The sequence below is a fragment of the Paracoccus sp. Z118 genome (assembly GCF_019061185.1).
Taxonomy (GTDB): Bacteria; Pseudomonadota; Alphaproteobacteria; order Rhodobacterales; family Rhodobacteraceae; genus Paracoccus.
Genome location: NZ_JAHQZU010000006.1, coordinates 62,739 through 87,241, shown reverse-complemented (window position 1 = coordinate 87,241; position 24,503 = coordinate 62,739). Strand labels below are relative to the sequence as shown.

Below are 24,503 nucleotides of genomic sequence, written 5' to 3'. Positions count from 1 at the left end.
CAGGTCGCCCGGCGGGAGCCTATCGGCAGCCCGGCCCCCGCCGCAAGGGGCGGGCCGCCGCAGGCTCAGCCGCCCGCGCTGCGTCCCGCCGTGCCCGTCCGTGCCGTGGACGAGGCGCCGAAGCCGCCGCGCTGCGCCACCTGCGTCTGCGTCATCGGCGCCTGGCCGATGGTGGACGGGGCGCGGGCGAAGGTGTTGCTCGGCACCCTTGCGCTGCCGCTGTTGCCGGCGAAGCTCTGGTTGCCGTTCGGGGTCGAATAGCCGCCCGGCGTGCGGATCATCGGCTGGCTGAAGACCCCGCCGCCGCGCGACAGCATGGACCCCATCATGTAGCCCACCAGCAGCGGCATGAAGCTGAAGCCGCCGCCCTGATTCTGCTGCGCCGCCGCCGGATCGGCCCCGCAGGCGCCCGCGCCGTGCTCCTGCTCGCACAGCTCCTGGCTTTCATAGCGCGGCGCGGTTTCCAGATGCTCCGCCTTGGCCGCGGCGAACTGGGTCTGGCAGTCGTCTTCTGTGAACCACAGCCCGTCCTCGCGTGCGGCGGCGAGGCAGCTGTCGAGATCGGGGAAGGCCTGCGCGTCCACGCGGTCATCCTCGCAGGCGGCCAGCGTCAGCATGGCGGTTCCTGCCAGCACCAGCGCGACGTGGCGCGAGCGTTTGCGGCGCGGCTTGGTGGTGGACGTGGTGAGGTCGGTCATGGCTTACCCCTCGATGAAATGCGGCTTGAAACGGGACAGGTTGTGGGTGATGCGCGCGCGGTCCTCGCGCATCCCGAGACCGACGCAGGCGCGGCCGACGATCCAGGCGCCCAGAACCGGGTGAAAACCGTCGAACTCGGGTAGTGGGGCGAGGGCCTGCACCACATGGGCGTGGTGCGAATAACTGTCGTCGGGGGCGCGGTCCGTCTCGCGGCCCGCTTCGGTGATGACGACGCCCGCCCCCTCGCGCGAGAAGATGGGCTTGGTCACGAAGCCGCGGGCAAGCTGCGGCTCGGCGGCCGCAATGGCGTCCGCGAACGGGGTCGGCTCGCCCTTGCGGGCGGCCTCCAGATCGGCCGCGAAGAACGCCGGCAGCAGGTTCGGGTGGTCCGGGAACAGATGCCAGAGCAGCGGCAGCAGCCCCTTGTTCGACAGCACCGCCTTCCACGGCGGCTCGATGAACCGGGTCTGCGAGGGCTGCAGGTTCGGCGCGAAGTCGTCGCGCAGCATGTCCTCCCACGGATACAGCTTGAACAGCGTGCCGATCACCCGGTCCTGGTCGTCGGCGAACTGGCCTTCCTCGCTGAGCCCGATGGCGGAGAGGCCGGTGTAATGCGCGCCCAAGCCCGCCTCGCGCGCGGCCCAGGCGATCGCCTCGACGGTGGCGTAATCCTCGGGGTTCTCGCGGTCGGCGGCGAAGTGGATGTCCTCGCCCTGCGGCGCCATCTCGGCCCAGCGAGCGACCAGCGCCTCGTGGATGCCGTTGAACTGGTCGGTGGTCGGGCCGAGGACGCCGGCATCGCGCGACTCCTCGAACCAGAGCCACTGGAACGAGGCCGATTCGTAGAGCGAGGTCGGCGTATCGGCGTTGTATTCCAGCAGCTTGGCGGGGCCGCTGCCGTCATAGGCAAGGTCGAAGCGGCCATAAAGCTCGGGCTCGCCATTCGCCCAGCTGCGTTCGACGAAATCCCAGTAGGGGCGGGGGATGTCGAGCCGGGTCAGCCATTCCTCGGACGCAACGGCGTGGGCGACGGCCTGCCGGCACATCTCGTGCAGCTCGGACGCCGGGTCCTCGATGTCATCCTCGATCTGGCGCAGGGTGAAGCGATAGGCCGAGGTTTCGTCCCAGTAAGGCTCTCCGCCCATGTCGGCGAAGGTGAAGCCCAGCTCGGCGGCGCGCTCGCGCCAGCCGGGGCGTTCGGAAAGGGCGATCTTCTGCATCAAGGCTCCTGTCTGCCGGTCCGATGTGGCGGCTGGGGGCCGCCGATGCAAGGTCAGCCGCCGGCCCGCGCCTCGGCGGCCAGATGCTCGGCCACCTGCGGCGCGTAATAGGTCAGGATGCCGTCGCAGCCCGCGCGCCGGAAGCCGAGCAGGCTTTCGGCCACGACCTCGCGCCTGAGCCAGCCGGCCCGGATCGCGCCCTCCATCATCGCGTATTCGCCGCTGACCTGATAGGCATAGGTCGGCACGCCGAACTGGTCCTTCACCTCGCGGCAGATGTCCAGATAGGGCATGCCCGGTTTGACCATCACCATGTCCGCGCCCTCGGACAGATCGCGGGCAACGCATCGCAGCGCCTCGTCGCGGTTGGCGGGGTTGATCTGGTAGGTCTTCTTGTCACCCACGAACCGGGCCGAGGCGCCGACCGCGTCCCGGAACGGCCCATAGAAGTCCGAGGCGTATTTCGCCGCATAGGACAGGATCGCGACGTCCTTATGGCCTTCCCGCTCGAGCGCGGCGCGCAGCTTGCCGATCCGCCCGTCCATCATGTCCGAAGGCCCGAGGATGTCGGCCCCCGCATCCGCCTGCGCCAGCGCCATGCGGACCAGCGCCTCGATTGTCTCGTCGTTCAGGATGATGCCGTCCCGGACGAACCCGTCATGCCCGTTGATGTTGTAGGGGTCCAGCGCGATGTCGGTCATCACCGCCAGATCGGGCGCGACCTCCTTGATGGCGCGGATGGCGCGGTTGCCGATGTTCTCGGGGTCCCAGGCGCGTTCGCAGGTCTCGTCCTTCAGGTCGGGATCGGAATGGGGAAAGATGCAGATCGCGGGAATCCCCAGCTCCGCGGCCCGCTCGGCGGCCCGTTTCGCCCCGTCCAGCGTCAGCCGCTCGACCCCCGGCATGGATTCGATCCTGCCTTCGCCGCCGGCGATCTCGGTCACAAAGATCGGCCAGATGAGGTTCTGCGCCGCCAGATGGCGCTCGGCGGTCAGGGCGCGCAGCGCGGCGGTGCGGCGCAGCCGCCGCAGGCGGGTGGCGGGGTAGGGGGCGATCACGGGGGTGGCGGGCATGGGTCTTCCTGCTTGCTGTCGGCGGAGTATCACGGGTTTTGCCCCCGGCTGCAAACGCTCGCGGTTTCGCATTCCCTCGCACAACTCCGGGGCCTAAGATAAGGGCTCTTGCGGATTTTCCATGGGCGCTCACGTGGTCGGATATGACGGGTTCATGCAGTTTCTGGACCTGCGGTCCTTCAGTTCGATCTGGTACTGGCTGCTCCTGACGCTCGCCTGGACCTCGGCCGGGCGGCATGTGCTGGGCGTTCCGGCGGAGATCGTGCATCGCGCCCGCCGCGCCGCAGCGGAGGACGGCGGCGACGCCGGCGTCCTGCTGCTGGACTGGCTGTCGCTGATGCTGCCGCGCTGGCAGGTGCCGCCGCGCGACGGGGCGATCCTGCTGGGCGTCGCGGCCTTCGTGCTGACCAGCCTTCTGGTGCTGGGCTTCGGCTACGGGCGCGAACTGGCGCAGGCGGCGTTCCTGCTGCTGGGCCCCTTCGCGGCGCTGCTGGGGCTGCGGGTGCGGCTGGCGCGGCGGCTGGCCCCGGTGCTGGCCGAGGCGCATGAGGGGCGGCTGGATACCGCCAAAGCTGCCGGGGCGGCGGCGGCCGCCATGTCGCGCCACCGGTTGCAGGCGGCGTTCCTGTCGATCATGGCGGTCGCGGCGGCGGCGATCTGGGGCACCGGTTGGGTCATCACGCATCCTTACGGGCTTTGAGCCGCATCCGGGCGGACAGGGGCGCTTGACACCGCCACGGCGCGGTTTACCTCCACCCGCATGGCCGAACATCTGATCCTTTCCGGCGCGCCCGAGGGCATGGACGCCGCGCTCCTGTCGCGCGAGGCGGGGCTTGCCGCCGAACGCGGCGCGCCCGTGATTCACGTTGCCCGCGACGACCGCCGCATGGCGGCCATGCGCGCGGGACTCGCCTTCTTCGCCCCGCAACTCGCGGTGCTGGAATTTCCCGCTTGGGACACGACGCCCTATGACCGCGTGTCCCCGTCGGGCGAGATCATGGCGCAGCGGTTGCAGGTGCTGGCGGCGCTCGCCTCTGGCGTGAAACCGCCTTTCGTGCTGTTGACGACGCTCAACGCGGCCATGCAGCGGCTTCCCGCCCGCGAGACGGTGCGCGGCGCCAGCTTCGCCGCCGTGAAGGGCGAGCGGCTGGACGAGGTGAAGCTGCGCGGCTTCCTGGTCCGCATGGGCTTCTCGCAGGCGCCCACCGTGACCGAGCCGGGCGACTACGCCGTGCGCGGCGGGATCATCGACATCTATCCGCCGGGGGGCAGTGGCCCCGTGCGGCTCGACCTGTTCGGCGACGTGCTGGACGGCATCCGCCGCTTCGACCCGGAGACCCAGCGCAGCCTCGGCAGCCTCGACCGGATCGAGATCGCGCCGATGTCCGAGGTGGTGCTGAACGACGAGGCGATCACCCGCTTCCGCACGACCTACCGCGCCGAATACGGCGGCGGCGCGAACGATCCGCTGTATGAGGCGGTGAGCGCCGGTCAGAAGGTCGCGGGCATGGAACACTGGCTGCCGTGGTTCCACGAGCGGCTGGAGAGCCTCTTCGACTACCTGCCGGGCGCGTCGGTCATGCTGGACGACCATATCGAACAGGTCCGGGCGGGCCGCTGGCACACCGTGTCGGAACAATACGACGCCCGGCGCGAGGCGATGGGGCGGCGCGGCAGCGACAGCGTCTATCGCCCCGTCGCGCCCACGGCGATGTTCCCCGACGAGGCGGAATGGGCCGGCTGGCTTGCCCGCCACCGCGTCCTGCGCCTGTCGGTGCTGCACCATCCGCCCGGACCGGGCGTGCTGGACGCGGGCGGCCGCGTCGGACGGAATTTCGCCCCCGAACGGCAGGCCGAGAAGGCCGACCTGTTCGGCGCCCTCGCCGATCACATCCGCGCCCTGCAGAAGGACCGCCGCGTCATCGTCGCCACCTTCTCGGACGGCGCGCGCGAGCGGCTGTCGGGCCTGCTGGCCGATGAAAGGCTGATCGGCGCGAAACCCATCGCCGACATCCGCGAACTGCCGGACGCGCAGGGCGCGCTGGGGATTGCCGTCTGGCCGCTGGACGAGGGCTTCGTCGCGGACGGGCAGGCGACCGGCAGGCTGGCGGTGATTTCCGAACAGGACGTGCTGGGCGACCGGCTGATCCGCGGCGCAAAGAAGCGGCGGCGGGCGGACAACTTCCTGAAGGACACGACCTCGCTGACGCCCGGCGATCTGGTCGTTCATGTCGAACACGGCATCGGCCGCTATACGGGGCTGGAAACGATCAACGCCCTCGGCGTGCCGCATGACTGCGTGGCGCTGGAATATGCGGGCGGCGACCGGCTGTTCCTGCCGGTGGAGAACATCGAACTCCTGAGCCGCTACGGGCACGAGGAAGGGCTGCTCGACAAGCTCGGCGGCGGGGCGTGGCAGGCGCGCAAGGCGCGGCTGAAGGAGCGTATCCGCCAGATCGCCGACAAGCTGATGCGGGTCGCCGCCGAACGCATCCTGCGCGCCGCCCCGGTGCTGGAGCCCGAGCACCACGAATGGGAGGCGTTCGCCGCCCGCTTCCCCTATACCGAGACCGACGACCAGATGGCCGCGATCGAGGACGTGGCCGAGGATCTGGCCGCGGGTCGCCCGATGGACCGGCTGGTGGTGGGCGACGTGGGCTTCGGCAAGACCGAGGTGGCGATGCGCGCGGCCTTCGTCGCCGCAAGCCAGGGCAAGCAGGTGGCGGTGGTGGCCCCGACGACGCTGCTCGCCCGCCAGCATTTCCGCAGCTTCGCCGAACGCTTCCGCGGCACGGCCATCACCGTGCGCCCGCTCTCGCGCTTCGTTTCGACCCGCGATGCGGCGGAGACGCGGGCGGGGCTGGCGGATGGATCGGTGGATATCGTCGTCGGCACCCATGCGGTGCTGGCCAAGCAGGTCCGGTTCAAGGACCTGGGCCTGCTCATCATCGACGAGGAGCAGCATTTCGGCGTCGCCCACAAGGAGCGGCTGAAGGAGCTGCGGTCCGACATCCACGTGCTGACCCTGACCGCGACGCCCATCCCGCGCACGCTGCAACTGTCGCTGACCGGGGTGCGCGACCTGTCGGTGATCGGCACACCCCCGGTGGACCGGCTGGCGATCCGCACGTATGTCAGCGAGTTCGACAGCGTCACCATCCGCGAAGCCTTGCTGCGCGAGAAATACCGCGGCGGGCAGTCGTTCTTCGTCGTCCCGCGCCTGTCGGACCTGCCCGAAGTGGAAGACTGGCTGAAGGAGCATGTCCCCGAGGTTTCGACCATCGTCGCCCACGGCCAGCTTGCGGCGGGCGATCTGGACCAGCGCATGAACGCCTTCTACGACGGCAGCCACGACGTGCTGCTGGCGACGTCCATCGTCGAATCGGGCCTCGATATCCCCCGCGCCAACACGATGATCGTCTGGCGCGCCGACATGTTCGGGCTGGCGCAGCTTTACCAGATCCGGGGACGGGTGGGGCGGTCCAAGACCCGCGCCTACTGCTATCTGACGACCAAGCCGCGCGTGCCGCTGACGCCGCAGGCGATTCGGCGGCTGAAGTTCCTCGGCTCGATCGACAGCCTCGGGGCTGGCTTCAACCTCGCCAGCCAGGACCTCGACCTGCGCGGCGCGGGGAACCTGCTGGGCGAGGAGCAGTCGGGCCACATCAAGGAAGTCGGTTTCGAACTTTACCAGCAGATGCTGGAGGAGACGATCGCCAAGCTGAAATCCGGCGAGCTGGAGGGCACGCCCGACGATGAATGGGCGCCGACGCTGAACCTCGGCGTGCCGGTGACGATCCCGGAAAGCTACATCCCCGACCTGGACGTGCGGCTGGACCTCTACCGCCGCCTCTCGCAGCTGACGACCAAGGTCGAGCTGGAAGGCTTTGCCGCCGAGCTGATCGACCGTTTCGGCCCGCTCCCGCGCGAGGTGAACACGCTGCTTCTGGTGATCCGCATCAAGGCGATGGCCAAGCGCGCGAACATCGCCAAGCTGGATGCGGGGCCGAAGGGCGCGACGGTGCAGTTCCACATGGACAAGTTCCCGAACCCCGCCGGTCTGGTCGAGTTCCTGACCGAGAACCGCCCCCACGCCCGTGTCGCCGACAACAAGATCGTCGTCAGCCGGGAATGGAAGACCGACGCCGACCGGATCAAGGGCGCGTTCGGCGTCGCTCGCGATCTGGCCGCGAAGGTGAAAGCCGGCGAGACGGGCGCGCAGCCGCGCGCGGAGGCGGAAGGCAAGGACGCTCATCGGAAGACGCCGGTGAATGCTCCGCCCGCCGCCACCGGCAGGACAAAAAGCGCGGGCGCGTCTGCCGCGAAGGTCGCCCCCAAGGCTCCCGCGCCCGTCTCGGCCAAGGCCGGCGGGGACCGGGAGTTCCGGCCCTTCAAGGGCGGCAAGACCGGGCGCGCGGATGCGGCGCGGGCGGTGTTCGATCGCAAGGGCAAGCCGCGCCCGCGGTGAACCGGCGCTCTGCCGGATCGCCCGCCATCAGGACCACGCCCGGTCCATCTGCCGGGTCAGGGTAATCATCGCGGACAGGCGGTCGCGGATGCGGCCGTGGAACTCCTCCAACTGCGCCATCACGGCTCCAAGGCCGAGATCGTGCTGCCGCAGCCGGCCGCTTTCCACCTCGCCGAGGATGCGCACCTGGTCGAGCCCGGCCATCAGCCGCTGGACCGCCTCGGCCTCATGGCGAAGCCGCGCCAGCCGCCCCTGCAATTCCTGCGGGGTCAGCACACCACTGGGCGGCGGGGCAGCGCAGAAATCCCGCAGCATGGCCGTTTCGGGCCGCTCGGCCGGGTTGCCGAACCCGGCGTCGTGGTCGAACTGATCGGCTGCGCGCGCCAGCAGGCGGCGGGCGCAGTCATGGAACAGCAGCCCGTCGAGCTGCGCGAGCAGTTCGCGCGCCGAGCAGTCCTGCCGTCCCGCCGTGCCGCGCAGCCGCGCCACGAGATCGGCCGCAATGCGCTTGTAGCTGTCCGAGATCGCGCTGACCGGCCCGCCCGAAGGCTCCAGCCGCGATGCGAGGATCCGCATGTTGGTGGGAATCAGATAGAGGTTCTGGAACGTCCCCAGCAGCGCGACCTGCGCGTCGGCCAGCTCGGCCAGCGAACGGCGCATCGCCATCAGCTGCGGCACCAGCCCCGAATCCGTGCCCGGTCCGGCCAGCGCCCGCATCTCCTCGCTCAGCGCGTCGGCCATGAAGGACTGGTGGTCGGGAAAGCCCAGCCCGGCCAGCGCGGCGTCAAGGCGGGCAAGCTGCGCCTCCATGCTCTCGTCCGGGGTCTCGGCGGCGCGCAGCGCGGCGTAGATCTTGCGGATGGCGGGAAGCAGCGGCCCCTGCGGATTGCAGCGCACCGAGATATAGCCGTCCTCGACCGGGATCATCACCGCGAAGATCCAGTAATGCCGTCCGTCGCAGGCGAGATTCTTGATATAGGCGCAGGCCGTATCGTCCGCCCCAAGCCGCTGCCAGAGCCGCGCAAACACCGCCCGCGGCATGTCTGGATGGCGCACGATCCGCTGCGGCATCCCAACGAGTTGCGCCGGATCGTAGCCGGTCCCCTTCGCGAACAGCGCATTGGCCGACTGGATCACGCCGCGCTTGTCGGTGCGGGTATAGGACAGGCGCGAAAAATCGAACTGTCGCGCTTCGTCGATGACTCTGGTTGGTCGCACGGCCCTGCCCATTCGCTGACGTTCAGCAGCGATAGCACCGAGCCGTTAAGATCCCGTTGATGCGTGTCAGTCGAAGAACCGGCGGGCGCAGGTCAGGGTCAGCCCGAAGGCGAAGCCGCCGCCCTGCGCGTTGGCCACGGTGCCGCACCACTCGCCCCGGTCCGACATCAGGCTTTTCGTATGCCCGCCCGCCGGCTGATACGCGATCCGCCGGCCGCCGGCCGAAAACAGGTTCAGCGCCCCGCCGGTTCGCGTCGCATAGCCGGCGTGCCCGCCATCGGGGGTGACGATCGCATTCCTCCCGCCCGGCGCGTTGGCGGGATTGGACGGGGCGTTCCCCGGCGCGGCCGATGAATTGGCCGGGTTGCCGGAGGAATTTGCAAACTGCGCCGGCGCGTTGCGGATGTTCGAGGGCGCGTTCGCCCGCGCGCCGGGGCCCAGATCGAAGGGCAGTTGCGTCTGGTCCAGCACGAACAGCACCGACTGGGCACCGGCTGGCCCTGCCGCGAGGGCGAATGCGAGGATCAGGGCGGCTTTCATGGCGGCAGATTAGGGGCCCGGCAGGCTTGCGTCCAGCGGGCGTTGACTCCGGCCGCGCCCCTGCCCATGCAGCGGGGAACCTGACTGGATGGAACGCCCATGCTCAAGACGCGCATCATTCCCTGCCTCGACGTGGCCGATGGCCGCGTGGTCAAGGGGGTCAATTTCGTGGATCTGATCGACGCCGGCGACCCGGTCGAGGCGGCGCGGGCCTATGACGCGGCCGGCGCGGACGAGATCTGCTTCCTCGACATTCACGCCACGCACGAGAATCGCGGCACCATGTATGATCTGGTGACGCGGACAGCCGAGCAGTGCTTCATTCCGCTGACCGTGGGTGGCGGGGTGCGCACGCATCAGGACGTCCGCGACCTGCTTCTGGCGGGGGCCGACAAGGTAAGCTTCAATTCGGCCGCCGTGGCCGATCCGAACGTGGTCGCCGAGGCGGCGGCGCGGTTCGGCAGCCAGTGCATCGTCTGCGCCATCGACGCCAAGACCGTCGCGCCGGGTAGGTGGGAGATCTTCACCCATGGCGGCCGCCGTGCGACCGGCATCGACGCGGTCGAGTTCGCCCGCACCGTCGCTGAAAAGGGCGCGGGGGAAATCCTGCTCACCAGCATGGACCGCGACGGCACCCGCGCCGGCTTCAACATCGAACTGACCCGCGCGGTGGCCGACGCGGTGCCGGTCCCGGTGATCGCCTCGGGCGGGGTGGGGACGCTGGACCATCTCGTCGAAGGGGTCATCGAGGGACACGCGAGCGCGGTGCTGGCGGCCTCGATCTTCCATTTCGGCACCTACACCATCGCCGAAGCCAAGGCGCACATGGCCGCCGCCGGCATACCCGTGAGGATGACATGAGCGTTCCGCACCCGCTCGACCGGCTGGCTGCGACCATCGAGGCGCGCCGCGGCGCCGATCCGGCGTCCAGCTGGACGGCGCAGCTTCTGGCGAAGGGCCCGGCGAAATGCGCCGAGAAGTTCGGCGAAGAGGCCGTCGAGGCGATCATCGAGGCGGTCCGCGGCGACCGCGCCCGGCTGACCGCCGAGGCCGGGGACGCGCTTTATCATCTGCTGGTGATGCTGGCCGCGTGCGATGTGCCGCTGTCCGAGGTCTGGGCCGAGCTGGAGCGGCGCGAGGCGCAGTCGGGCGTTGCGGAGAAAGCGTCCCGCTGACCCGCACGGGCGGGTTGACCGCCGCACCAAGCCGCAGACCGACAAAGAAAGCCGCCCCTTTCGGGACGGCTTTCGGAATGATGGTGGGTGATAACGGATTTGAACCGCTGACATCTTCGATGTGAACGAAGCGCTCTACCGCTGAGCTAATCACCCGGTGACGCGCCTGATAGCGCCTGCGGCGAGCGGCTGCAAGAGGTAAAGATCGCCTGAAACCTGCCGATCGATGACAGGGAAGCTGCGGCGCCGAAGGCGTTGCCCGCAGGCGGCGCCGCGTCCTCCGGCAAACGAAACGGGCGGGGTTTCCCCCGCCCGTTCGATGGTGTCAGCGGCTGCTCTCAGTGAGCCGTGGCCGAGCCGCCGGGATCGTGCCGGGCGGCGAGGCGGGCGGCCTCGGTCGCGGCGGCTTCCTCGGCGGCCTCGTCCCATTCCAGCGGCTCGGGCATCCGCACGAGCGCGTGGCGCAGGACTTCCCGGACGTTCGAAACGGGGATGATCTTCAGCCCCTCCTTCACGTTGTCCGGGATCTCGGCCAGATCCTTCTCGTTCTCCTGCGGGATCAGCACCGTCTTGATGCCGCCGCGCAGGGCCGCGAGCAGTTTCTCCTTGAGCCCGCCGATCGCCAGCGCGTTGCCGCGCAGGGTCACTTCGCCCGTCATCGCCACGTCCTTGCGGACCGGGATGCCGGTCATCACCGACACGACCGAGGTCACCATCGCCAGACCGGCCGAGGGGCCGTCCTTGGGCGTCGCGCCTTCGGGAACGTGAACGTGGATGTCGCGTTTCTCGAACTCCGGCGGGCGGATGCCCAGTTCCGGCGCGACCGACCGCACGAAGCTGGACGCCGCGTCGATCGATTCCTTCATCACGTCGCCCAGTTTCCCGGTCGTCTTCATCCGGCCCTTGCCCGGCAGCCGCAGCGCCTCGATCTGGAGCAGATCGCCGCCGACCTGCGTCCAGGCGAGCCCCGTGACCACGCCGACCTGATCGTCCTTTTCGGCCAGACCGTAGCGGTGGCGGCGGACGCCCAGATATTCCTCGACCTTCTCGGGCGTGACTTCGACCGATTTGGTCTTGCCCTTGAGGATCTCGGTCACGGCCTTGCGGGCCAGCTTGGCGATCTCGCGCTCGAGGCTCCGCACCCCGGCTTCCCGCGTATAGTAGCGGGTGACGTGGGCCAGCGCCTCGTCGGTCACCGAGAACTCGCCCTTCTTCAGGCCGTTCGCCTTGATCTGCTTGGGCAGCAGGTGGCCCTTGGCGATCTCGCGCTTCTCGTCCTCGGTATAGCCGGCCAGCGGGATGATCTCCATCCGGTCGAGCATCGGCCCCGGCATGTTGTAGCTGTTGGCCGTGGTCAGGAACATCACGTTCGACAGGTCGTATTCCACCTCAAGATAGTGGTCCACGAAGGTCGCGTTCTGTTCCGGGTCCAGCACCTCCAGCATTGCCGAAGCCGGGTCGCCGCGGAAGTCCTGACCCATCTTGTCGATCTCATCCAGCAGGATGAGCGGGTTCGTGGTCTTGGCCTTCTTCAGCGCCTGGATGATCTTGCCGGGCATCGAGCCGATATAGGTCCGCCGGTGGCCCCGGATCTCGGATTCGTCGCGCACGCCGCCAAGCGAGATGCGGATGAACTCGCGCCCCGTGGCCTTCGCCACGCTGCGGCCGAGCGAGGTCTTGCCGACGCCGGGCGGGCCGACGAGGCAGAGGATCGGGCCCTTCAGCTTGTCGCTGCGCGACTGCACGGCCAGGTATTCGACGATCCGTTCCTTGACCTTTTCAAGGCCATAGTGATCGGCGTCCAGCACCTGTTCGGCGCGGCCGAGGTCCTTCTTGGTGCGCGACTTCACGCCCCACGGCAGCGCCAGCAGCCAGTCGAGATAGTTGCGGCTGACCGTCGCCTCGGCCGACATCGGGGACATCGACTTCAGCTTCTTCAGCTCGGCTTCCGCCTTCTCGCGCGCTTCCTTGCTGAACTTGGTGGCGGCGATCTTGTCTTCCAGCTCCGCGATCTCGTTCTGACCTTCGTCGCCGTCGCCCAGCTCGCGCTGGATCGCCTTCATCTGCTCGTTCAGATAGTATTCGCGCTGCGTCTTCTCCATCTGGGTCTTGACGCGCGACTTGATCTTCTTCTCGACCTGCAGCACGGACATCTCGCCCTGCATCAGGCCATAGACCTTCTCAAGCCGCTCGGCGACGTTCAGCGTCTCCAGCAGGTCCTGCTTGCGGGTGATGTCGATGCCCAGATGGCCCGAGGCGAGGTCGGCCAGCACGGCAGGCTCGCGCGCCTCGCCGATGGCGGAGACGGCTTCCTCGGGAATGTTCTTGCGGACCTTGACGTAACGCTCGAACTCCTCCGCGACGGTGCGGACGAGCGCGGCAAGGCTGTCGGCGTCGCCCGGCACTTCGGCCAGCGGCTCGGCAGTCGCCTCGAAATGGTCGTCGTTATCGACAAAGCCCGTGATGCTCACACGTTCACGCCCCTCGACCAGCACCTTGACGGTGCCATCGGGCAGCTTGAGCAGTTGCAGCACATTGGCCAGCACGCCGGTGCGATAGATGCCGTCGGCGTCGGGTTCATCGACCGCGGCATCCTTCTGGGCGGCCAGCAGGATCGGGTGGTCGCCGTTCATCACCGCTTCCAGCGCGCGGACCGATTTCTCGCGTCCGACGAACAGCGGCACGATCATGTGGGGAAACACCACGATGTCGCGCAGCGGCAGCACGGCATAGGTCTGGTTGGAAGATGCTTGGGTCATCCTGGTCCTTTCGTGCCCGAGCGTGGCGGCCCCATCATGGCAGCCCTCCGGCCCGGCTTGAGGGTAATCTAGGACCGCGGGGCCGCCGCTTCAATGGCGGCGGCGTTCCTGTGTTGTTCCGAATTGCGCCAAATCTTACCGGTCCGGCCTGGGTCGCAGCGGTCCGGCCTCAGAACGGGATTTCGTCATCGAATTCGGGCCGTGACCCGCCTGCGCCGCCACCTGCGGCGCCACCCGAGCTTCCGCCCGAAGCGCCGCCGCTGCGGCTGCCGCCGCCATAGCTGCCGCCCGAGCCGCCGCCGTAATCGCCGTAACCCTCGTTATAGCCGCCCTGACCGCCACCACCCGAGCCGCCGCCACGGCTGTCGAGCATCGTCAGCTCGCTGCGGAAGGGACGCAGCGCGACCTCGGTCGAGTAGCGGTCGGTGCCGGACTGGTCCTGCCACTTGCGGGTTTCCAGCTGGCCCTCGACATAGATCTTCATACCCTTTTTCAGATACTGCTCGGCCACGCGCACCAGCGGTTCCGAGTGGATCACGACCGTGTGCCATTCGGTGCGCTCGCGGCGCTCGCCGCTGTTGCGGTCCTTCCACGTCTCGGAGGTGGCGATGCGCAGGTTGGCGATCTTGCCGCCGTTCTGAAAGGTGCGGATCTCGGGGTCCTGACCCAGGTTGCCGATCAGAATGACCTTGTTGACACTGCCCGCCATGTTCCGCCCCCTTCGCGTGAAATCTGGGCGCCGGTCTAGACCGGCGGAAGGGCGAACGGAATAGGCGGATTTTCGCCGACCAGCCGGCGCCGCGAAAACTTCGTTCGTGGCGGCTGTCCGGCCCGCAAGTATAGTCCCCCAAAACGAAAACTTGCGGATCGAGAGGGGCAACCATGCAGATCACCGTGTTCACGGGCAAGCTTGTGCGGGCGGCCGTCGTGGCCACCGCCGCCGTTTCGGTAGCGATGCCGGCGGCGGCGGACGGGCTGAGGCTTTCTGGCGCATCGAGCAAGTCGCGCGCCGGCCAGTTCGAGCGTCAGACCCAGCTGATGGATTCGCGTCTGGCCGGTCAGTATCAGCGCTCGCAGCGCCTGCGCCCGGATGCGGGACGCGAGGACAGGGCGGTCGCCGTCATCAACCTCGATGACGCCGCGATCCCCGCCTATCGCGGCAACCAGCGCAGCAAGTACGTGCCCCACGCCCGCGCGATCGCCCGCAAGCACGGCATTCCCGAGGATCTGTTCCTGCGTCTCGTCCAGCAGGAATCCGGGTGGAACCCCTCGGCCCGCTCGCACAAGGGGGCGCGCGGCCTCGCGCAGCTGATGCCCGGCACGGCGGCGAAGCTGGGGGTGAATCCGAACGATCCGATCCAGAACCTCGAAGGCGGCGCCCGCTATCTGCGCCAGCAATACAACGCGTTCGGCAGCTGGCGGCTGGCGCTGGCGGCCTATAACGCGGGGCCGGGTGCGGTGCAGAAATACAAGGGCATCCCCCCCTACCGCGAGACGACGAACTACGTGCGGATCATCGCCGGAAGCTGACTTTCCCATACCGGACCGTCCGACGGCCGCCGCACGAGGCGGCCGTTTTCGTTCGCGCGGGCGAGTTATCCCCGTGGATTGCCGGGTTATCCCCGCAAATGCGCCGCTCGTCACCGATCCTTCACTTTACAACCGGCGCGATTCGGGCCGACGATATGTGGTAGCAGCGCCGGCCTCATACGCCGGTTGTTGTGGCAGCTACCACAAGTTGGGGCAAACCCGACCGAGCAGAGGCAGGACAGTCATGGCACAGACGGACAGCTTCATCCTGAGTGACGAGATTCACCCCATCGACATCGTCGAGACGGTGGCGGCGCATCGCGAATGGGATTTCGACCGGCTCGCCGACGACCAGATCGCGATGGTGGTGGAGGGGCAGTGGCGCAGCTATTCGCTGACGCTGGCCTGGTCGGCGCGCGAGCAGGTGCTGCGGCTGATCTGCACCTTCGACATGGACCCTCCGGCGGAACGGATGGCGGCGCTGTATCAGCTTCTGAACCTCGCCAACGATCAGGTCTGGGACGGCGGCTTCACCTTCTGGGACGCGCAGAAGCTGATGGTGTGGCGCTACGGCCTCGTGCTGGCGGGCGAAGCCGTGGCCGGGCCCGAGCAGATCGACCACATGATCGGCGCGGCCATCGAGGCGTCCGAGCGCTTCTACCCCGCGTTCCAGCTTGCCTGCTGGGGCGATGCCGCCCCGGCCGATGCGATGGCCGTCGCCATCGGGGGTGCGTTCGGGCGGGCGTGATCGACGCTGGACAGCGCGCGCGGCTCTGGCATACCCCGGAAAATGGAACGGACGGGGGGCGGAATGCAACTTTCGGAACTGAATGACCGTGGCCTGCTGCTGGTCGGCTGCGGCCGGATGGGCGGGGCGCTGCTGCGCGGCTGGCTGGCGCGCGGCCTCGATCCCGCCGCCGTTCATGTGATCGACCCGGCCCCGCCCGCATGGCTGGCCGAGGCGGGCGTTCGGGCGAGCGGGGCGCTGCCCGCGAGTCCGGCGGTTCTGGTTCTGGCGGTGAAGCCGCAGATGATGGCCGACGTGCTGCCTTCGCTTCAGGCGGCGGGGCAGGGCGGGGCGCTGGTCCTGTCGGTCGCGGCGGGGGTCACGCTCGACGCCTTTGCCCGCGCCTTTCCCGGCGCGGCGATCGTGCGGGCGATGCCGAACACCCCGGCGGCGATCGGGCAGGGCATCACCGCGATGATCGGCAATGACCGCGCGGGCGCGGCGCAGCTTGACCTCGCCGAGACGCTGCTTTCCGCCGTGGGGCAGGTCGTGCGGCTGGAGGACGAGGCGCAGATGGACGCCGTCACCGCCGTCTCCGGCTCGGGCCCGGCCTATGTCTTCCACATGATCGAGGCGCTGGCCGGCGCGGGCGAGGCCGAGGGACTGCCCGCCGTCCTCGCGCTGGAGCTTGCCCGCGCGACGGTGGCAGGGGCGGGCGCGCTGGCGATGTCCGGCGATGATCCGGCGAGCTTGCGCGAGAACGTGACCTCTCCGAACGGGACCACCGCTGCAGGGCTGGCGGTGCTGATGGATGAACAGGCGGGCCTCGGGCCGCTGATCGGCAGGACCGTCGCGGCGGCGGCCGAACGCTCGCGGGAGCTGGGGCGATGACCGGGACGCAGGCGACCATCGAGGATTTCGACAGGCTCGACATCCGCAGCGGCACCGTCACCCGCGCCGAGCCTTACCCCGAGGCGCGCAAGCCCTCGATCAAGCTGTGGATCGACTTCGGCGAGCTTGGGGAAAAGCGCAGCTCCGCCCAGATCGCGCATCACTACGATCCGGCCGCGCTGGTGGGCCGGCAGGTGCTGGCAGTCGTCAATTTCCCGCCCCGGCAGATCGGGAAGGTCGTCTCCGAGGTGCTGGTGCTGGGCCTGCCCGACGCGGATGGAAACGTGGTCCTGATCCGGCCCGACATGGCCGTTCCCAATGGCGCAAGGATGTTCTGATGAAACTGCTTGTCACCCGCCGCATGACCGACCGCGCCGAGGCCGCGCTTGCCGCCCGCTTCGACGCCACGCTGCGCCATGATTCCGCCGCGCTGACGGTTCAGGAAGCGGCGCAGGCCATGCGCGATTATGACGTGATCATCCCCACGCTCGGCGATGGATTTTCCGCCGAAGCCTTCGCGGGCGGGGGGCTGCGGACGCGGCTGCTGGCCAATTTCGGCGCGGGCTTCAACCATATCGACACCGGCGCGGCCAAGGCGGCCGGGGTGATGGTGACGAACACGCCCGAGGTCGTGACCGACGCCACCGCCGACATCGCCATGACGCTGATCCTGATGACCGCTCGCCGCGCCGGCGAGGGAGAGCGGTTGCTGCGCGCGGGCGGCTGGACCGGCTGGCAGCCCGACCAGCTGCTGGGTCGCCACGTCACCGGCGCGACGGTCGGCATCATCGGCATGGGCCGGATCGGCAAAGCCATCGCGACGCGTTGCCATTTCGGCTTCGGGATGACGGTGGTGTTCCAGAACCGCTCGCCGGTCAGCGGGCTGGAGTTTCCGGCCACGCAACTCGCCGATGTTCCCTCGGTGCTGAAGACCGCGGATTTCGTCGTGCTGGCGGTCCCCGGCGGGCCTGCCACGCGGCACCTGATCGGCGCGGATGAGCTGGCGCAGATGCGGCCCGACGCGTTCCTCATCAACGTCGCCCGCGGCGACGTGGTGGACGAGGCGGCGCTGATCTCCGCCCTGCAGGCGGGCCGGATCGCGGGCGCGGGCCTTGACGTGTTCGAGCGTGAGCCGGTGGTGCCGGACGCGCTGAAGGCGATGGAGAACGTGACGCTGCTGCCCCATCTCGGCACCGCCGCCGAGGAGGTTCGCACCGCAATGGCGATGCGGGCGATGGACAACGTGGTGGCGCTGGACGAAGGGCGCGCGCCGCCGGATCGGGTGGCCTGACGCCCTTTCAGACCTCGTGACGCGGCATGTGCCCCGACACCGCCTTGTGCGGGCGGTTCACGTCCCGCAGATCCACGGTCAGGCACTCGCAATCGGCGGCCAGGGCGCCGTCGCCCGCGAAGGTCAGGATCAGCGTGCCGGTCCCGTCCTCGCCCGGCGTCCAGTCGAGCGCCAGCAGCGACAGCACGGTGTCGCGTTCGGTCTTGTCGATGCCGTCGCTGCGGACGGCGGTCACGTCGCGGATCACCAGCAGCGCCCGTGCCCGCTCATAAGGGCGGCTCTCCGGGTTCTCGTTCAGCGCCGCGCGTTCGGCCACGTCCTCCCAGCGGAAGCGGCTGACGAGCAGGGCGAGCGTGCGGGCAGCCCGGTCGTAGTGGATGTCCCCGACCGTCAGCACCGCGTCCTGCGCCAGGGCCGACAGGATCGGCAGTTCCTCGGGCGTTTCGGCCCGCAGGGCCAGCGGGCCGGGGCCGGCGTCGTGAAAGCTCGCGTCTCGGCTTGGGTCGTTCATGCGCGAATTATTCATGGGCAGGCTCCCTGATCCGTTCGATATCGGCGCCGATGCCGCGCAATTTGCGCACGACCTTCTCATATCCGCGATCGAGGTGGTAGACCCGGCTGACCACCGTTTCCCCCTCGGCCGCAAGGCCGGCGAGGATCAGGCTGACCGAGGCGCGCAGGTCGGTCGCCATCACCGGCGCGCCCTTGAGCCGCTCGACCCCGGTGACGCGGGCATGGCCGCCATGCACGTCGATCCGCGCGCCCATGCGGGCAAGCTCGGGGGCGTGCATGAAGCGGTTCTCGAAGATCGTCTCCTCAAGCTCGCTGACCCCGTCGGCAAGGCACAGCATCGCCATGATCTGCGCCTGCAGGTCGGTCGGAAAGCCGGGGAAGGGCTCGGTCCGCACGTTAACCGCCTTCACGGCGCCGTTCTGGCGGCTGACGGTCAGGCCGCGCTCGGACTCTGTGACGGAAACGCCCGCCTCGTCCAGCTTTTCGCAGAAGCTTTCCAGCAGTTCGATCCGCCCGCCAAGGCACGTCACCTCGCCGCCGCACATGACGGGGGCGAGCATGTAGGTGCCCAGTTCGATCCGGTCGGTGACGACCGGGTGGGTCGCGCCGTGCAGCGCATCGACGCCCTGAATGGTGATGGAGGAGGTGCCCTCGCCATCGATCTGCGCCCCCATCGCCCGCAGGCAGCGGGCGAGATCGACGATTTCCGGCTCGCGGGCGGCGTTGTTCAGGACCGTGGTGCCGCGCGCGAGCGTCGCCGCCATCAGCGCGTTCTCGGTCGCGCCGACCGACACCAGCGGAAAGTCCACCACCGCGCCGCGCAGCCCGCCCGAAGGGGCCTTCGCGTGAACATACCCGTCCAGCAGCTCAAGCGAGGCGCCCATCTGCTCCAGCGCTCGCAGATGCAGGTCCACGGGCCGCGCCCCGATGGCGCAGCCGCCGGGCAGCGAGACGATCGCGTGTCCGTCCCGCGCCAGCATCGGCCCCAGAACGAGGATCGAGGCGCGCATCTTGCGGACGATGTCGTAATCGGCCCGGTGGCTCGACATGGCGTGGCTGGACAGCGCCAGAACCTGCCCGTCCTGCAGGCTGGCGACCTCGGACCCGAGCGATTGCAGAAGCTGCGTCATCGTGCGGATGTCCGACAGGCGCGGCGCGTTGGTCAGCGTCAGCGGCTGGTCGGTCAGCAGCGTCGCCGGCATCAGCGCGAGGCAGGCGTTCTTGGCCCCTGCAATGGCGATGTCGCCGTTCAGCGGGCCGTTCCCGCGAACCAGGATCTGGTCCATCTATCCCTCGCTTTCGTCCGCGCGGTCCGGGCGCTCGATCCCCGCCGGCGGCTCGTTGTTGTCGTCTGTCGTCTCGCCCGTCCGGCTGCGCGCCTGCGCCTTACGCCGCTGCAGGTTCGCGCGCAGCGCCGCGGCGCGGCGGGCATTGCGGTCATCGGCCTCGGGACGTTCGGGACGGCGGGTCATCCGGTCCAATTAGCCGCGCGCGCCTGCGGCGTCCAGAACCGAGAACGGCGGGCGAACGCCGGGACGGCGGAATGCGAGGGATGAGCGCGGTCGGTCGGCTCAGACTTCCTGCCCGCCGAGGAACGTGGCGAATGTCGTGGGGCCCGAGGGGCCGAACAGGACGATGTCATACCGCTCGGGGGTGACGCCGGGGTAGTCCATGCCCGGCGACCCCGCCGGCATCCCCGGCGCCGCGAGGCCGGTCGCCGCCGGGCGCTCGGACAGCAGGCGTTGCAGGGCGGTGACCGGGACGTGGCCTTCGACGACATAGCCATCGACCTCGGCGGTATGGCAGGACGCCAGCGCCGGCGGCACGCCGAGCCGCTGTTTCACGCGGTCCATGTCATCCGACACCTCGACCCTGACCGGAAAGCCCGCCGCCCGGACATGCTCGACCCAGCCGTCGCAGCAGCCGCAGAACCGGTCCTTGGCGACGCTCACCAGCGGCAGGGATTCGGCCTGCGTGCGCGCGGCGAGGGGCAGCAGCAGGGCAAGAGCTCCGCCGCCGACCAGCATGGCCCGCCGGCTGATCGTGGGGATGTTTTGCATGGCGCTTCTCCTGCCGCTGATGTTCTGGGCATCAAGACTAATGACGGCCGCCGAAGGCGTGAAGGCGCGCGAGGGGCGGCAAAGTGCCGCGATGCCGGCAGAAGCCCGCGCTTTACGTCCCCACGTCAGCGGTGAACTCGAAATCCACGTCGAGCGGCCAGAGCGGGCGCGGCACCCGCGTATAGGGCCGGCGATGCGCCTGCGGGGTGGCCAGCCCGCCCGCATCGCAGAGGATCACCTTGCCGGCGATCGGCTCGAACGCGGCGCGGAAATGCTGCATCGATTTCAGGGCCAGCACACGCTGCGCCGTCGGCTCGATCCCGAAGGCGCGGAGTTGCTGCAGGTCCACCATCTGCTGCGTTTCGGTGACGACGAGGATCTGCACCCCGCCCGCCTCCAGCACGGCGGAGGGACCGAAGCTGTGCGCCAGCCCGCCGCGGATCGGCCCGTCGCCGACATAATGCCCGTCCGAGAGGCGCCGGATCACGCCGCTCACCCGCAGCGGCCCGCCGCCGAAAGCCGGATCGTGCCGCCCGCCGAGGTCCAGCGTGACGCTGTCGCCCTCGGCATGGCGATGCAGAAGCGCGGCCGCGTCGCCGTCCACCATCGGTGCGAAGACAGCCCCGGTCACGCCCGCATCCAGCAGGGCTTTCAGCAGCGTCGTGGAATCGCCATAGGCGCCCGCGCCGGGATTGTCGGCATAGTCGGCGATGACCAGCGGCGCTTCGCTCGCGTCGAAGGTCAGCGCTTCGGCCACGGCGTCCTGCACGTCCAGGAACGCGCTGCGCCGGTTCCGCCGCCCGTTCCAGATGCGGGCCGCCAACTCGCGCGTGACGTCACGCGCCGCCTGCCCGGCAGCCGGATCGTTGCTATCGTGGACCGCGAGGACGGTCGGGCCGACGCAGGACACATCCGCGCCGGTGAAACCCGCGTTGACCGAGACGGCCAGCAGCCCCCCGGCCTCCGCCGCCCGCACACGGTCATAGAGCGCCAGCGTCTCGGGAATGTCGGTGCGGCCTGCGTTCGCCTCGTCCAGCATCGGCACATGGGCGCGGATGGTGCGCGGCGCGATCTCTTCCGCCATGGTGCGGTGCAACAGCCGGGCGGCATGGGCGCCGGTCTCGCGCATGTCGATATGGGGATAGGTCTTGTAGGACACCATGATCTGCGCGTCCCGCGCCATATCGGCGGACACCATCGCATGCAGGTCCAGCGTGACGGCGATGGGCAGGTCGGGCCCGACGATCTCGCGCAGCCGGGCGAGCAGGACGCCTTCGCCGTCATCCGCGAAATCGGGCACCATCGAGCCGTGCAGCCCCAGCAGGATGCCGTCCAGCCGGCTTTCGCGCGCCGCTTCGAGGATCGCCCCGGCGATATGCTCATACGCCTCGCGCGTGACGCGCCCGCCGGGCGTCGCATGGGCCGACACCGTGTGCAGGACGCCCCAGCCGCGCTCGCGGGCCACGTCCATGAAGCCTGCCAACTCGGTGTTCGCGTCCTTCCGCCGGGCGACGGCATCGTCGCCGTAAAGCAGCGTGTCGGCGCGGAAGCTGTCGAGCCCGGTGCGCAGGCGCGAGAAGCTGTTGCTTTCGTGCATGAATTCGGCGGTCAGGACGGTGAAGGTCATGTCATCCCCTGCATGGCGAGCCGGACGCGGTGGCCCGCGCCGATCTCCACCAGCCCGCTGGCATCGGCCGGGGCGCGCGGGTCCGGGCGGTGGGTGATGTCCGGCGCGAAGCGCGCGCCGCTTGGCACCGGCGCGGCGGGCGGAAGCTGGCGGCGGTCCGACAGCACCGCGTCCATGTCCGGCACGCTGTCGATCAGGCGGCGCGTATAGGGATGGGTCGGCGTGGCGAAGACCGACTTCCAGCCGCCTTCCTCGACCACCCGGCCGAAATACATCACCGCCACCCGGTCGCTGACATGCTCGACCACGCTCAGATCGTGCGAGATCATGATGTAGGACAGCTTCAGCCGCTCCTGCAATTCCATCAGCAGGTTGATGATCTGCGCCTGAATGGACACGTCCAGCGCCGACAGCGGCTCGTCCAGCACGAGGATGCGCGGGTCCAGCATCAGCGCGCGGGCGATGCCGATACGCTGGCGCTGCCCGCCGGAAAACTCATGCGGGAAACGGCTCGCATGGTCGGGCGACAGGCCCACGCGGGTCAGCATCTCGGCCACCCGGTCGCGGGCCTCGGAACCCTTGGCGAGATCGTGCAGCGCAAGCTGCGCCATCAGCATCCGGCCGATGCTGATCCGGGGGTTGAGCGAGGCGAAGGGGTCCTGGAACACCATCTGCGCGATCCGCGCCCGGTCCTTGCGCGATGGCGCGCCGGGGCCGTTCAGCGGCTTGCCGCGATAGAGAATCCGGCCGACCGTCGGCTCCTGCAAGCCCATCACCGCCAAGGCGGTCGTGGACTTGCCGCAGCCGGATTCGCCCACGATACTGAGGCATTCGCCCTCGTTCAAAGTCAGGCTGACGTGATCGACGGCGCGCAGCGTCTCGCGCGGCTGGAACATCGAGGTGCGGGGCAGGGGAAAATGCACCGAGAGGTCGCGGATTTCCAGAAGGGGCGAAGCTGTCATGCGGCAACCCTCGCCTCGCGCCGGCCGCGCGGTGTGACCAGCGTCGGCGCATCATGTCCGCGCGCCCCGTCGGGCACGATCTCGTCGAGTTCGGTCAGCCGCTTGCGCCCGCCCTCGACCCGCGATCCCAGCCGGGGCCGCGCTGCCAGCAGGCCGCGCGTGTAGGGGTGCAGCGGGTTCGAGAACAGCGCGGCGGTGTCCTGCTCCTCGATCAGCCGGCCCCGGTCCATGACGCCAACCCGCTGGCACATATTGGCGATCACGCCCAGATCGTGGCTGACCAGCAGGACCGCCGTTCCCTCGGCCGTGCAAAGCTCGTGGATCAGCTTCAGGACCCCCGCTTGCACGGTCACGTCCAGCGCGGTCGTCGGCTCATCCGCGATCAGCAGGTCGGGGCGGCAGGCGAGCGCGATGGCGATCATCACCCGCTGCCGCATCCCGCCCGAAAGCTGGTGCGGATAGGCGCGGGCCCGCTCGGCCGGCGAGGGCACCTGCACGCTGTCCAGCGCCTCGACCGCGCGCAACCGCGCCTCGGTCCAACCCATGCCGCGATGGATCACGAACATCTCGGCGATCTGGTTACCGATCGACACGACCGGGTTCAGCGCCGTCATCGGCTCCTGAAAGATCATCGCAATCCGGTCGCCGCGCAGATCGCGGCGGGCGCGGCGCGAGAGCTTCAGGAGGTTCTGGTCCTGATAATGGATCGACCCGCCCGCGACGTTCAGCGGCCGCTTCAGCAGCCCCATGATCGACAGACCGGTGACGCTTTTGCCGCTGCCGGATTCGCCGACGAGGCCGTAGGTCTCGCCCGGCAGGATGTCGAGGCTGATGCCGTGCAGGATATGCGCGCCATGGCGGCCCAGTTTCACGCGCAGGTCGCGGACCGAGAGGAGGGGATCGGGATTGCTCATGCCCGCGCCGCCCCCGCATCGCCCCGTGCGGTCCGCATATGCGGGTCCAGCATGTCGCGCAGCCCGTCGCCCAGCAGGTTGAATCCCAGCACCGTCGCGAAGATCGCAAGGCCGGGGAAGATCGCCGCCCAGGGGGCCGAGCGCAGCAGCTCGCGGGCGTCGGTCAGCATGTTGCCCCAGCTTGGCGTCGGCGGGCGGATGCCGATGCCGAGGAAGGACAGCGCCGCCTCGGCCAGCACGGCGCTGCCGATGCCGAGCGTGCCGATCACCAGCAGCGGGCCGACGATGTTGGGCAGGATCTGGGTGCGCATGATGTTCCAGTCGCCGAACCCCGCCGACTTGGCCGCCAGCACGAAGCTTTGCGATTTCAGCGACAGGGTGGAGCTGCGGGCGATGCGGCAGGTCCAGGACCAGTTGGTCAGCCCCAGCGCGATCAGCAGGCTGGGCAGGCCCGGCCCCAGCACCGCCATGATCGCCAGCGCGAAGACCAGCGACGGGATCGCCAGCATGACGTTGGTCAGCCCGTTGACGAAATCGTCCCAGCGGCCGCCGAAATACCCGGCCGAGATCCCCAGCGCCGCCCCGATGGTCGAGTTGATGATCTGCGAGACCACCCCCACCATCAGCGACACCCGCGCCCCGTAGAGCACCCGCGACAGCACGTCCCGGCCCTGATTGTCGGTGCCCATCAGATGCACCCCGTCGGGCGGAAGCTGCGACGACATGAGGTCGGCGTCCATGATCGGATGGAACGGCGCCAGCAGCGGCGCGAAGATCGCGCCAAGCACGACGATGGTGACGAGCGTCAGCCCGAAGACGAAGTTGAACCGCATCGC

At 69.2% G+C, this 24,503-nt stretch carries 24 protein-coding genes and 1 tRNA gene; 9 read left to right on the top strand and 16 right to left on the bottom strand.

The window, feature by feature from the left end; translation table 11 throughout:
• Positions 1-65: 65 nt before the first annotated feature.
• Genes KTN05_RS06915 through hemB form a run of 3 tightly spaced genes read right to left on the bottom strand, consistent with a single transcriptional unit; the run spans position 66 to position 2,992 of the window.
• Positions 66-698 (bottom strand): DUF1190 domain-containing protein, encoded by a 633-nt coding sequence (locus KTN05_RS06915; protein WP_217328658.1) that lies wholly within the window; start codon positions 696-698, stop codon positions 66-68.
• Between the two features lie 3 nt (positions 699-701).
• The gene (locus KTN05_RS06910) at positions 702-1,919 is read right to left on the bottom strand and encodes a glutathionylspermidine synthase family protein (protein WP_217328657.1); all 1,218 of its coding nucleotides are present in this window, start codon (positions 1,917-1,919) and stop codon (positions 702-704) included.
• A gap of 53 nt (positions 1,920-1,972) precedes the next feature.
• The gene (gene hemB / locus KTN05_RS06905) at positions 1,973-2,992 is read right to left on the bottom strand and encodes a porphobilinogen synthase (RefSeq protein WP_217328656.1); all 1,020 of its coding nucleotides are present in this window, start codon (positions 2,990-2,992) and stop codon (positions 1,973-1,975) included.
• Positions 2,993-3,113: 121 nt separating this feature from the next.
• On the opposite strand from hemB, the gene KTN05_RS06900 reads away from it, so the two are divergent.
• Positions 3,114-3,692, top strand: coding sequence for a hypothetical protein (locus KTN05_RS06900; RefSeq protein ID WP_254368036.1), 579 nt, complete (start codon positions 3,114-3,116; stop codon positions 3,690-3,692).
• Positions 3,693-3,752: 60 nt separating this feature from the next.
• Positions 3,753-7,460, top strand: coding sequence for a transcription-repair coupling factor (gene mfd / locus KTN05_RS06895; protein ID WP_254368035.1), 3,708 nt, complete (start codon positions 3,753-3,755; stop codon positions 7,458-7,460).
• A gap of 27 nt (positions 7,461-7,487) precedes the next feature.
• Here the strand turns inward: mfd and KTN05_RS06890 are convergent, their stop codons facing one another.
• Complete coding sequence (locus KTN05_RS06890; protein WP_217328655.1) at positions 7,488-8,678, bottom strand: PAS domain S-box protein; 1,191 nt, start codon at positions 8,676-8,678, stop codon at positions 7,488-7,490.
• Positions 8,679-8,744: 66 nt separating this feature from the next.
• A complete protein-coding gene (locus KTN05_RS06885; protein WP_217328654.1) occupies positions 8,745-9,218 on the bottom strand; it encodes a hypothetical protein in 474 nt (157 codons plus the stop codon).
• A 99-nt stretch (positions 9,219-9,317) separates the two neighbouring features.
• Between KTN05_RS06885 and hisF the strand changes: the two genes are divergently transcribed.
• The gene (hisF, locus tag KTN05_RS06880; RefSeq protein WP_217328653.1) at positions 9,318-10,079 is read left to right on the top strand and encodes an imidazole glycerol phosphate synthase subunit HisF; all 762 of its coding nucleotides are present in this window, start codon (positions 9,318-9,320) and stop codon (positions 10,077-10,079) included.
• Positions 10,076-10,393, top strand: a complete 318-nt coding sequence (locus KTN05_RS06875; RefSeq protein WP_217328652.1) for a phosphoribosyl-ATP diphosphatase — start codon at positions 10,076-10,078, stop codon at positions 10,391-10,393. The genes hisF and KTN05_RS06875 overlap by 4 nt, the downstream gene beginning before the upstream one ends.
• An 81-nt stretch (positions 10,394-10,474) precedes the next feature.
• Here KTN05_RS06875 and KTN05_RS06870 read toward each other — a convergent pair.
• The 3 genes from KTN05_RS06870 to ssb all read right to left on the bottom strand — a co-directional run bounded on the left by KTN05_RS06870 (position 10,475) and on the right by ssb (position 13,861).
• Positions 10,475-10,549, bottom strand: a tRNA-Val gene (locus KTN05_RS06870).
• A 182-nt stretch (positions 10,550-10,731) separates the two neighbouring features.
• The gene (gene lon / locus KTN05_RS06865; protein WP_217328651.1) at positions 10,732-13,152 is read right to left on the bottom strand and encodes an endopeptidase La; all 2,421 of its coding nucleotides are present in this window, start codon (positions 13,150-13,152) and stop codon (positions 10,732-10,734) included.
• 169 nt (positions 13,153-13,321) lie between these two features.
• Positions 13,322-13,861: a single-stranded DNA-binding protein gene (gene ssb, locus KTN05_RS06860; protein WP_217328650.1), complete on the bottom strand. Its 540-nt coding sequence runs from the start codon at positions 13,859-13,861 to the stop codon at positions 13,322-13,324.
• A 245-nt stretch (positions 13,862-14,106) separates the two neighbouring features.
• Here ssb and KTN05_RS06855 point away from each other — a divergent pair, with 245 nt between their 5' ends.
• The 5 genes from KTN05_RS06855 to KTN05_RS06835 all read left to right on the top strand — a co-directional run bounded on the left by KTN05_RS06855 (position 14,107) and on the right by KTN05_RS06835 (position 17,591).
• On the top strand, positions 14,107-14,682 hold the full coding sequence (locus KTN05_RS06855) for a lytic transglycosylase domain-containing protein (protein WP_371823297.1): 576 nt from the start codon (positions 14,107-14,109) through the stop codon (positions 14,680-14,682).
• A gap of 244 nt (positions 14,683-14,926) precedes the next feature.
• On the top strand, positions 14,927-15,430 hold the full coding sequence (locus tag KTN05_RS06850; RefSeq protein ID WP_217328648.1) for a YbjN domain-containing protein: 504 nt from the start codon (positions 14,927-14,929) through the stop codon (positions 15,428-15,430).
• Positions 15,431-15,493: 63 nt separating this feature from the next.
• On the top strand, positions 15,494-16,300 hold the full coding sequence (proC, locus tag KTN05_RS06845; RefSeq protein WP_217328647.1) for a pyrroline-5-carboxylate reductase: 807 nt from the start codon (positions 15,494-15,496) through the stop codon (positions 16,298-16,300).
• Positions 16,297-16,638, top strand: coding sequence for a tRNA-binding protein (locus KTN05_RS06840; protein WP_217328646.1), 342 nt, complete (start codon positions 16,297-16,299; stop codon positions 16,636-16,638). Before proC ends, KTN05_RS06840 begins: the two co-directional genes overlap by 4 nt.
• The gene (locus tag KTN05_RS06835) at positions 16,638-17,591 is read left to right on the top strand and encodes a D-glycerate dehydrogenase (RefSeq protein ID WP_217328645.1); all 954 of its coding nucleotides are present in this window, start codon (positions 16,638-16,640) and stop codon (positions 17,589-17,591) included. The genes KTN05_RS06840 and KTN05_RS06835 overlap by 1 nt, the downstream gene beginning before the upstream one ends.
• A gap of 7 nt (positions 17,592-17,598) precedes the next feature.
• Here the strand turns inward: KTN05_RS06835 and KTN05_RS06830 are convergent, their stop codons facing one another.
• The 8 genes from KTN05_RS06830 to KTN05_RS06795 all read right to left on the bottom strand — a co-directional run bounded on the left by KTN05_RS06830 (position 17,599) and on the right by KTN05_RS06795 (position 24,500).
• The gene (locus tag KTN05_RS06830) at positions 17,599-18,102 is read right to left on the bottom strand and encodes a DUF2948 family protein (RefSeq protein WP_217328644.1); all 504 of its coding nucleotides are present in this window, start codon (positions 18,100-18,102) and stop codon (positions 17,599-17,601) included.
• 7 nt (positions 18,103-18,109) lie between these two features.
• A complete protein-coding gene (murA, locus tag KTN05_RS06825; protein WP_217328643.1) occupies positions 18,110-19,390 on the bottom strand; it encodes a UDP-N-acetylglucosamine 1-carboxyvinyltransferase in 1,281 nt (426 codons plus the stop codon).
• On the bottom strand, positions 19,391-19,576 hold the full coding sequence (locus KTN05_RS06820; RefSeq protein ID WP_217328642.1) for a hypothetical protein: 186 nt from the start codon (positions 19,574-19,576) through the stop codon (positions 19,391-19,393).
• A gap of 99 nt (positions 19,577-19,675) precedes the next feature.
• Positions 19,676-20,164 carry a DUF411 domain-containing protein gene (locus KTN05_RS06815; RefSeq protein WP_217328641.1) on the bottom strand — a complete coding sequence of 163 codons (489 nt, stop codon included), beginning with the start codon at positions 20,162-20,164 and terminating at the stop codon, positions 19,676-19,678.
• A gap of 112 nt (positions 20,165-20,276) precedes the next feature.
• Positions 20,277-21,791 carry a M81 family metallopeptidase gene (locus KTN05_RS06810; protein WP_217328640.1) on the bottom strand — a complete coding sequence of 505 codons (1,515 nt, stop codon included), beginning with the start codon at positions 21,789-21,791 and terminating at the stop codon, positions 20,277-20,279.
• Complete coding sequence (locus tag KTN05_RS06805; RefSeq protein WP_217328639.1) at positions 21,788-22,753, bottom strand: ABC transporter ATP-binding protein; 966 nt, start codon at positions 22,751-22,753, stop codon at positions 21,788-21,790. Before KTN05_RS06805 ends, KTN05_RS06810 begins: the two co-directional genes overlap by 4 nt.
• Positions 22,750-23,667: an ABC transporter ATP-binding protein gene (locus KTN05_RS06800; protein WP_217328638.1), complete on the bottom strand. Its 918-nt coding sequence runs from the start codon at positions 23,665-23,667 to the stop codon at positions 22,750-22,752. Before KTN05_RS06800 ends, KTN05_RS06805 begins: the two co-directional genes overlap by 4 nt.
• Positions 23,664-24,500, bottom strand: a complete 837-nt coding sequence (locus KTN05_RS06795) for an ABC transporter permease (RefSeq protein ID WP_217328637.1) — start codon at positions 24,498-24,500, stop codon at positions 23,664-23,666. The genes KTN05_RS06800 and KTN05_RS06795 overlap by 4 nt, the downstream gene beginning before the upstream one ends.
• Positions 24,501-24,503 lie beyond the last annotated feature (3 nt).